Source organism: Streptomyces phaeochromogenes (assembly GCF_001418655.1).
Lineage (GTDB): Bacteria > Actinomycetota > Actinomycetes > Streptomycetales > Streptomycetaceae > Streptomyces > Streptomyces phaeochromogenes.
The window spans coordinates 1-7816 of the sequence record NZ_LIQZ01000348.1 but is presented as its reverse complement, the minus strand read 5'-3'; the positions used below and the strand labels follow the sequence as shown (position 1 = coordinate 7816).

Annotated in this window: 5 protein-coding genes; 2 read left to right on the top strand and 3 right to left on the bottom strand. The window is 72.0% G+C overall.

The genetic code is table 11. The features are described from left to right. Window positions 1-111: 111 nt before the first annotated feature. Window positions 112-2964: a helix-turn-helix transcriptional regulator gene (locus tag AOK17_RS37320; protein ID WP_055617046.1), complete on the bottom strand. Its 2853-nt coding sequence runs from the start codon at window positions 2962-2964 to the stop codon at window positions 112-114. 178 nt (window positions 2965-3142) lie between these two features. Further along, window positions 3143-3946: a response regulator transcription factor gene (locus AOK17_RS37315; protein ID WP_055617045.1), complete on the bottom strand. Its 804-nt coding sequence runs from the start codon at window positions 3944-3946 to the stop codon at window positions 3143-3145. A 158-nt stretch (window positions 3947-4104) separates the two neighbouring features. Between AOK17_RS37315 and AOK17_RS37310 the strand changes: the two genes are divergently transcribed. Together AOK17_RS37310 and AOK17_RS37305 are read left to right on the top strand one after the other, a co-directional pair. Continuing rightward, window positions 4105-5790 carry an AMP-binding protein gene (locus tag AOK17_RS37310; protein ID WP_055617043.1) on the top strand — a complete coding sequence of 562 codons (1686 nt, stop codon included), beginning with the start codon at window positions 4105-4107 and terminating at the stop codon, window positions 5788-5790. Beyond that, window positions 5787-7427 carry an AMP-binding protein gene (locus tag AOK17_RS37305; RefSeq protein ID WP_169801980.1) on the top strand — a complete coding sequence of 547 codons (1641 nt, stop codon included), beginning with the start codon at window positions 5787-5789 and terminating at the stop codon, window positions 7425-7427. The genes AOK17_RS37310 and AOK17_RS37305 overlap by 4 nt, the downstream gene beginning before the upstream one ends. A gap of 79 nt (window positions 7428-7506) precedes the next feature. Here the strand turns inward: AOK17_RS37305 and AOK17_RS37300 are convergent. Beyond that, a partial coding sequence (locus tag AOK17_RS37300; protein WP_157881478.1) for a GNAT family N-acetyltransferase occupies window positions 7507-7816 on the bottom strand: 310 nt, incomplete at its 5' end.

Sequence of the window (7816 nt, the reverse complement as noted above, 5' to 3'; positions counted from 1 at the left end):
CGATCGCACGCGCCCGGGCGGCCACGACGCCCCCGGAAACCACCCTGGCCCGGCTCGGTCCACCGGCTCAACCCCGACGGTCGACCCATCCCCCGCCCACGAACAGCGAGTTCACTCCCCCCGCCGCTGCCCCGCAGCCAACCGCACGATGTCGACCCGCGACCGGATCCCCAACTTCCGGTACACCCGGGTGAGCGTCGCCTCGACCGTTTTCACGCTGATGAACAGGCGCGCGGCGATCTCGCGATTCGTGGCGCCCTCCAGGACGAGTCCCGCGACCTGACGTTCCGTGGAGGCCAGTCGGTCGAGGTGTGGCAGGAGGGACTCGGGGGCCATCGTGGAGGGGTCGACGGGAGCGGGGGCGGTCGCGGAGGCCGTCTCCAACTGCCGTAGCCAGGGCACCGCCTTGCAACGTCGGAACAGCCGTGCCGCCTCGTCGTAGGAGCCCCGCCCCGACTGCTCCGCCCGCAGCCGGGCCAGCGCGAGGGCGGCCCGGGCCTCCTCCAGCCCGTACCCGAGCTGCGCCAGCCGGTCCTGTGCCGAGGTCAACTGCTGGGCAGCCGCGTCGTATTGACCGGCCGCGGCCTTCACCAGGGCCTCGGCGCGGTCCAGTACGGCGAGGACGCTCGCCCGCCGGAGCCGTACCGCGTGTTCGCGTGTGGCGGTGATGACGTCCTGCGCCTCCGCCGGTTCTCCGACCAGGACGAGCGCCTCCGCGAGGTCGCCGTGCCAGCGGCCCCGCGCGGGGTCGGAGATGCCGAGCCCCTGCTCCAACTCCCGTGCCCTGCGCAGCGATTGGACCGTCCCGGCGGCGTCACCGGCCACGAGCTGGGCATGCCCGAGCGCGCCCAGCGCACGGGAGAGGTAGATCAGGTCGCCGTCGTCCTCCGCGCGGCGCACCGCGTCGCCGGCCAGTACGAGCGCCCGGTGCACGTCCCCTCCCGCGGCCTCGGCGAGCGAGGTGAACATGTTGCCCGCGGCCTCGCCGATACCGGTGTCCCGGGCCAGCCGCAGGCTCTCGTGGGCGAGGTCCAGGGCGCGGGCGCAGTGCCCGGAACGCAGCTCGGTCTCGGCGAGCCCGCGCAGGAAGTGCACCTCACTCTCGACCATGCCGCGCCGCCGCACCTCGCCGAGGAGCCGGGTGATCGTCGTACGGGCGTCGGTGAGCTGGTCGCTCATGATCTGCCAGCGGAACCGGGTGGCCCCCGCGCCGTTGTGGTCGCACGCCACCCGCAGGTCCTGAGGTTCCGCGAGGGCCTTCTCAAGGGTCGCCGGGGCCGCGGGGTGACCCATCAGGGTCTCCATCTGGGCCTGGAAGGACAGGGCCATCAGCTCGGTGCTCCGGTCGCCCGCGGTGGCGGCGAGCCGGGCCGCGTGCGCGGCCTCCTCGCGGCCCCTGGCCATCTCGCCCTCCACGAGCAGCGCCCGCCACGCCAGTTGGTAGCGGACCAGGGCGAGCAGCCGCGGGTCCTCGCCCGCGTCCGCGAGGGCCTGCGGGAACACGGCCTCGACATCGGCCATCGCCTGCCCCGCCGAGTCGATCACCACCATCCAGGCCCGTACCCGGACCGCCGGGTCGGTCGCCCGGTCCAGGACGTCCCTGGCCACCTCGCGGGCGAGGTCGATCTCGCCCGAGGTCAGCGCGTCCTCGGCGGACCGCAACCGTCGCTCGTCCGCGCCGGGCCCGCCGTCCGGCGGGGTGTGCCGGGCGGCGAGCAGCCCGAGCTGGGCGGCGACCGAGGGCGCGCCACGGTCCCGGGCCAGCGCCGCCGCCTCGGAGAGCCGTGCGGCGACCCGCTCGTCGGTGCCGGTGGTGGCCAGCGCGAGATGGCGGGCCCGCTCGATCGGGTCGGAGGCCACCGTGGACAGCGCGGCGTGGGCGGCCCGCCGCTCCTGGGGCGTCGCCTGTGCGTACAGCGCGGCCGAGACGAGCGGGTGCGCGAAACGGACCGCGCCCTCCTGCCCGTCCGGGCCCTGGCCTTCGGGACCCGGGGCCGCCACCAGACCGAGCGAGGCCGCGAGCGCGATCTCCGCCTCCGCGTTCGTACGGCCCGCGGACCCCAGCAGGGTCTGCGTGGGACGGGCTCCCGCGCTCGCGACCAGCAACGTCTGCCGGGCCTCGGTGGACAGCAGCTCCAGGCGGCTGAGGACGAGGGCACGCAGCGAGGTCGGCACCGGCAGCGGCTCGCCGGGGCGGGGCGGCGTCGGGCTCTCGGCCAGGGCACGCGCGAGCTCCAGCGCGAACAGCGGGTTGCCGCCGCTGGTGTGGTGGATGTCCCGCAGCGTCGAGCGGCCCAGGCCGGTGTAACCGCGGGTGACCAGCAGCTCGGACACGTGCGGCCGGGACAGCGGGGTCAGCCGCAGGGCCAGGGCGTCCGGCGGATACGCGCGTAGATACGGGTCGTGTTCTTGCTCCTTCGGTTCGGTGCCGGTACGCACCGCGCCGAGCATCCGCACCGGCATCCCACCGAGGCGGCGGGCCGCGAAACCGAGCAGCTCGGCGCTGGGCGCGTCCAGCCACTGCAGGTCGTCGGCGACGAGGAGGACGGGACCTTTGGCCGCCAGCGCGCGCAGGACCGACAGCACCGCGAGCCGCAGCGCGAGACCGTCCTGGTGCAGGGACGATTCGGCGCGGCCGGTGAGCGCCGCTTCGAGCGCGGCCTGCTGCGGGGCGGGCAGTGCGTCCGCGACCTCGTCGGCGACCAGGCCGAGCAGATCGACCAGAGCGAGGAACGGGAGATGGGATTCGGACTCGGTCGCGGAACAACGCAACACAGTCCGGGCTGATTCGGCATATTCCGCAGCCATTGCCCGCAGGACGGTCGACTTTCCTATTCCGGGCGGACCGTGCAAGAGAAGGCTGCCCCCTCGGGAGAGCTGCTCACGGGCTCGTCTGAGCACCTCGTCCCGCCCGACGACCTGCTCGGAACGGGGTCTGACAGGCTCCTCGAAATCCCGTCGCACGCGCACCGCTCCCCTCAGTCGTGTTCGGCTCAATATTAAGCAAAGAGCCCTTGAATTTCGGAGGGTTGCGCCGTGAGGGAAATAACAGAGATCCGGTATACGGGATTTCAGCGTGCCCGTGCATGTATAGAGCGCCGGGGGAGGTATGGACCTTCGGGGCGGCAAGCGAGGGCGGATCTCAGGGCAGCAGCCCCGCCCGCCGTGCCGCCACCACCGCCTCCAGTCGCGTGTGCGCGCCCAGTTTGCGCATCGCCGAGCGCAGATAGGCCTTCACCGTCTCCGGACGCAGCCCGAGCCGGTCCCCGGCGGTCGCGTTGGTCGTACCGACCGACACACAGGCAAGAACGTCCAGCTCACGCGGGGTGAGCCGGACCCGCCGGGCCGCCGGCACCGGGCCGGGCGAAGGGGTCAGCGTGGCGCAGACCGCCAGGAGCTCCGCCCGCAGCGCGGGGTCCACGACGCGCGGGGCCAGCGCGCGCAGCGCCCCGTGCGCCTCCCGGACCCGCTCCCACGCCGCGCCCTCGGTCACGTCCGGCGTCACCTCCGGCTCGCGCGCCGCGGCCAGCAGGCCCTGCGCCTCGTCCCGTACGACCAGGGACTGCTCCACGTCACGCGCCGCCTCCACCGCCGCGGACAGCGTCCGGTCACCGAGAGGCTGGGCCGTGCGCAGGGCGCCGTACAGGACACCGCGCACCCGGCGGCGTACGACGACCGGCACCGCGAGGATGGCCCGCAGGCCCTCCGCGGCGACCGCGGCGTCGTACTCGTGGCTGATCTGCCGCGAGGACGGGTAGTCCATGACGGCGCACGGCCGGGCGAGGGCGACCGCCTTGCCGCCGAGACCGTTGCCCGACGACACCGCGAGCGCGCTGAGCGCCGCCGTCGCCGTACCGTTGAGCTCATTGATCCGTACCTGATGGCGGCCCGGCTCGACCAGGCCGCCGAACGCTACGGGCAGCCCCGTCGTCCGCCGCAGCCGCATCAGCGCGCCGCGCAGCTCCACCGCTTCGGTAGCGCCAGTTGCCACGTGCTCGTCCCTTCGCCGCGGCGCACCCCCCGTTCGGGGGTAGTGAGATCCGCATCACGGATTACACGATGTGAGTGAGCCGCCCGGCAATGGTCCGGGGCCGAGGAGGACAGATGACTACGCCGCCGACGACGCCGACGGAGCACTTCCGCAGCGCGCGGGACTTCCTGCTGGAGCACCGCGAGGACTACGCCACGGCCTACGAGGGCTTCGTCTGGCCCCGCCCCGAACACTTCAACTGGGCCCTCGACTGGTTCGACCCCATCGCCCACGGCAACGCCAGGACCGCGCTGCACATCGTCGAGGAGGACGGCCGCGAGACCAAGCTGTCCTTCGGGGAGCTGTCCGTACGCTCCGACGAGGTCGCGGGCTGGCTGCGCGAGTTGGGCGTACGCGCCGGGGACCGCATCCTCGTCATGCTCGGCAACCAGGCCGAGCTGTGGGTGACGGCGCTCGCCGCGATGAAACTGCGCGCCGTGGTCATCCCGGCCACCCCGCTGCTCGGCCCCGCCGACCTGCGCGACCGCGTCGAACGGGGCCGGGTCCGGCACGTGATCGTGCGCGCCGAGGACACCGGCAAGTTCGACGAGGTGCCCGGTGACTACACACGCGTCGTGGTCGGCGGCGAACACCCGGGCTGGCAGTCGTACGAGGACGTCTACGACCGTGCCTCGGACGTCTTCAGGCCCGACGGCCCGACCCGGGCCGACGACCCGCTGATGCTCTACTTCACCTCGGGCACCACCGCCCGCCCCAAGCTCGTCGAGCACACCCACACGTCGTACCCGATCGGCCACCTGGCGACCATGTACTGGATCGGCCTCAAGCCCGGTGACGTGCACCTGAACATCTCCTCACCCGGCTGGGCCAAGCACGCCTGGTCGAACCTCTTCGCGCCCTGGAACGCCGAGGCGACCGTCTTCCTCCACAACTACACGCGCTTCGACGCGGTCCGTCTGATGGCCGAGATGGACCGCGCGGGAGTGACGACGTTCTGCGCCCCGCCCACCGTCTGGCGCATGCTCATCCAGGCCGACCTGACCCAGTTGCGTACGCCCCCGCGCGAGGCCGTCGCCGCGGGTGAGCCGCTGAATCCCGAGGTCATCGAGCAGGTGCGGCGCGCCTGGGGCGTCACGATCCGCGACGGTTTCGGGCAGACCGAGACGGCCGTGCAGGTGTCCAACAGCCCGGGCCAGCCGCTCAAGACGGGCTCCATGGGACGGCCGAGCCCCGGCTTCAAGGTCGAACTCCTCGACCCGGTCACGGGCACGCCCGGCGCCACGGAGGGCGAGATCGCCCTCGACCTGTCCGCCCGGCCCGTGGGCCTGATGACCGGCTACCACGGCGACCCCGACCGTACGGCCGAGGCGATGGCGGACGGCTACTACCGCACCGGCGACATCGGCTCGCGCGACGCCGAGGGCTACGTCACGTACGTGGGCCGCAGCGACGACGTCTTCAAGGCCAGCGACTACAAGATCAGCCCGTTCGAGCTGGAGAGCGCGCTCCTGGAGCACGAGGCCGTCGCCGAGGCGGCCGTCGTGCCCGCGCCGGACGAACTGCGGCTCGCGGTCCCGAAGGCGTACGTCGTCCTGGCGGAGGGCTGGGAGCCGGGGCCCGACACCGCGAAGGTCCTCTTCGAACACTCGCGCACGGCCCTCGCCCCGTACAAGCGCATCCGCCGCCTGGAGTTCGGTGACTTGCCCAAGACGGTGTCCGGCAAGATCCGCCGCATCGAGCTCCGCGAGGCGACGGCCGCGGGGTCGGACGCCGAGTACCGCGAGGAGGACTTCCGGTGAGTGAGGTGAGTGGCGTGGACGAGACGGGCGAACTGTCGTACGCGCACGGGACGAGCGGGACTTCACTGGTCGGCGACACCATCGGTGCCAACCTGGACCGGGCGGTCGCGGCCTGGCCGGGCCGTGAGGCGCTCGTCGACGTACCGTCCGGGCGGCGCTGGACGTACGCCCAATTCGCCGCGGACGTCGACCGGTTGGCCCGCGCGCTGCTCGCCGGCGGGGTCGCCAAGGGCGAACGGGTGGGCATCTGGGCGGTCAACTGCCCGGAGTGGGTGCTCGTCCAGTACGCGACCGCCCGTATCGGCGCGGTGATGGTGAACATCAACCCGGCCTACCGCACCCACGAGGTCGAGTACGTCCTCAAGCAGGCGGGCATCTCGGTGCTGTTCGCCTCGCTCAGCCACAAGACGAGCGACTACCGGGCCATGGTCGAGCAAGTACGGGGAAAATGGCCGCAGTTGATGGAGACCGTCTACATCGGCGACCCGAGCTGGGACGCGCTGATCGCCCGGGGCGCGCCCGACCTGGACGAGGAGTTCCGGACGCGCCGGAGCGAGCTGTCCTGCGACGACCCGATCAACATCCAGTACACCTCGGGCACCACGGGCTTCCCCAAGGGCGCGACCCTCTCCCACCACAACATCCTCAACAATGGTTATTTCGTCGGGGAGTTGATCGCCTACACCGAGCAGGACCGGATCTGCGTCCCGGTGCCCTTCTACCACTGCTTCGGCATGGTGATGGGCAACCTCGCCGCGACCTCGCACGGCGCGTGCATCGTGATCCCGGCCCCGTCCTTCGACCCGACGGCGACCCTGCGCGCGGTCCAGGACGAGCGCTGCACGTCCCTCTACGGCGTACCGACCATGTTCATCGCGGAGTTGAACCTCCCCGACTTCGCGACGTACGACCTGTCCTCCCTGCGGACCGGCATCATGGCGGGCTCGCCCTGCCCGGTCGAGGTGATGAAACGGGTGGTCTCCGAGATGCACATGGCGGAGGTCTCCATCTGCTACGGCATGACCGAGACCTCGCCCGTGTCCCTCCAGACCCGCCGCGACGACGACCTGGAGCACCGCACCGGCACGGTCGGACGCGTCCTGCCGCACATCGAGGTCAAGGTCGTCGACCCGGCGACCGGCACGACCCTGCCGCGCGGCTCGGCGGGCGAGCTGTGCACTCGGGGCTACAGCGTGATGCTCGGCTACTGGGACGAGCCCGAGAAGACCGCCGAGGCCGTCGACGCCGGGCGGTGGATGCACACCGGGGACCTGGCCGTGATGCTCGACGACGGGTACGTACAGATCGTCGGCCGGATCAAGGACATGATCATCCGGGGTGGCGAGAACATCTACCCGCGCGAGATCGAGGAGTTCCTGTACGCGCACCCGAAGATCGCCGACGTGCAGGTGGTGGGTGTGCCGCACGAACGGTACGGGGAGGAGGTGCTCGCCTGTGTCATCCCGCGCGATGCCGGGGATCCGCCCACGCTGGAGGAGGTGCGGGCGTTCTGTGAGGGGCGGTTGGCGCACTACAAGGTGCCGAGTCGGGTGCGGGTGATGGAGTCCTTCCCGATGACGGTGTCCGGGAAGGTGCGGAAGGTTGAGTTGCGGGAGGGGGTCGGTGGGCGTGTGTGATGGGTGCGGGTCCGTGGAGGCTGGGTGCGCCCGCGCGGCGGAGCCGCAAATGTCACAGCCCCGCGCCCCTTTGGGGCGCTCAAGTCGTGGCTCTGTACATGCACACTCTTGGCCAGCGGTCCAAGCCGTGTTCGGCCTCTGTGGCTCGGATCTTGCGTAGGCCCGGGGTGAGTTCGGGGTCGGTCAGGGGGCGGAAGCCGATGCGCTCGTAGTAGGGCGCGTTCCAGGGGACCTCCGTGAAGGTGGTCAGGGTGAGACCGGTCAGGCCCTGGTCGCGTGCGCGGTCGGCGGCGTACGCGATCAGGGTCCGGCCCACGCCCCGGTGCGCGGCGTCCGGGTGGACGGAGACCTGCTCGATGTGGAAGGCGCCGTCGACGGGCTCGCCGATC

Coding starts and splice junctions, on each gene's coding strand:
- AOK17_RS37315 (WP_055617045.1), bottom strand. CDS start 3,946: ATGCGGCTGCGGCGGACGACGGGGCTGCCCGTAGCGTTCGGCGGCCTG.
- AOK17_RS37310 (WP_055617043.1), top strand. CDS start 4,105: ATGACTACGCCGCCGACGACGCCGACGGAGCACTTCCGCAGCGCGCGG.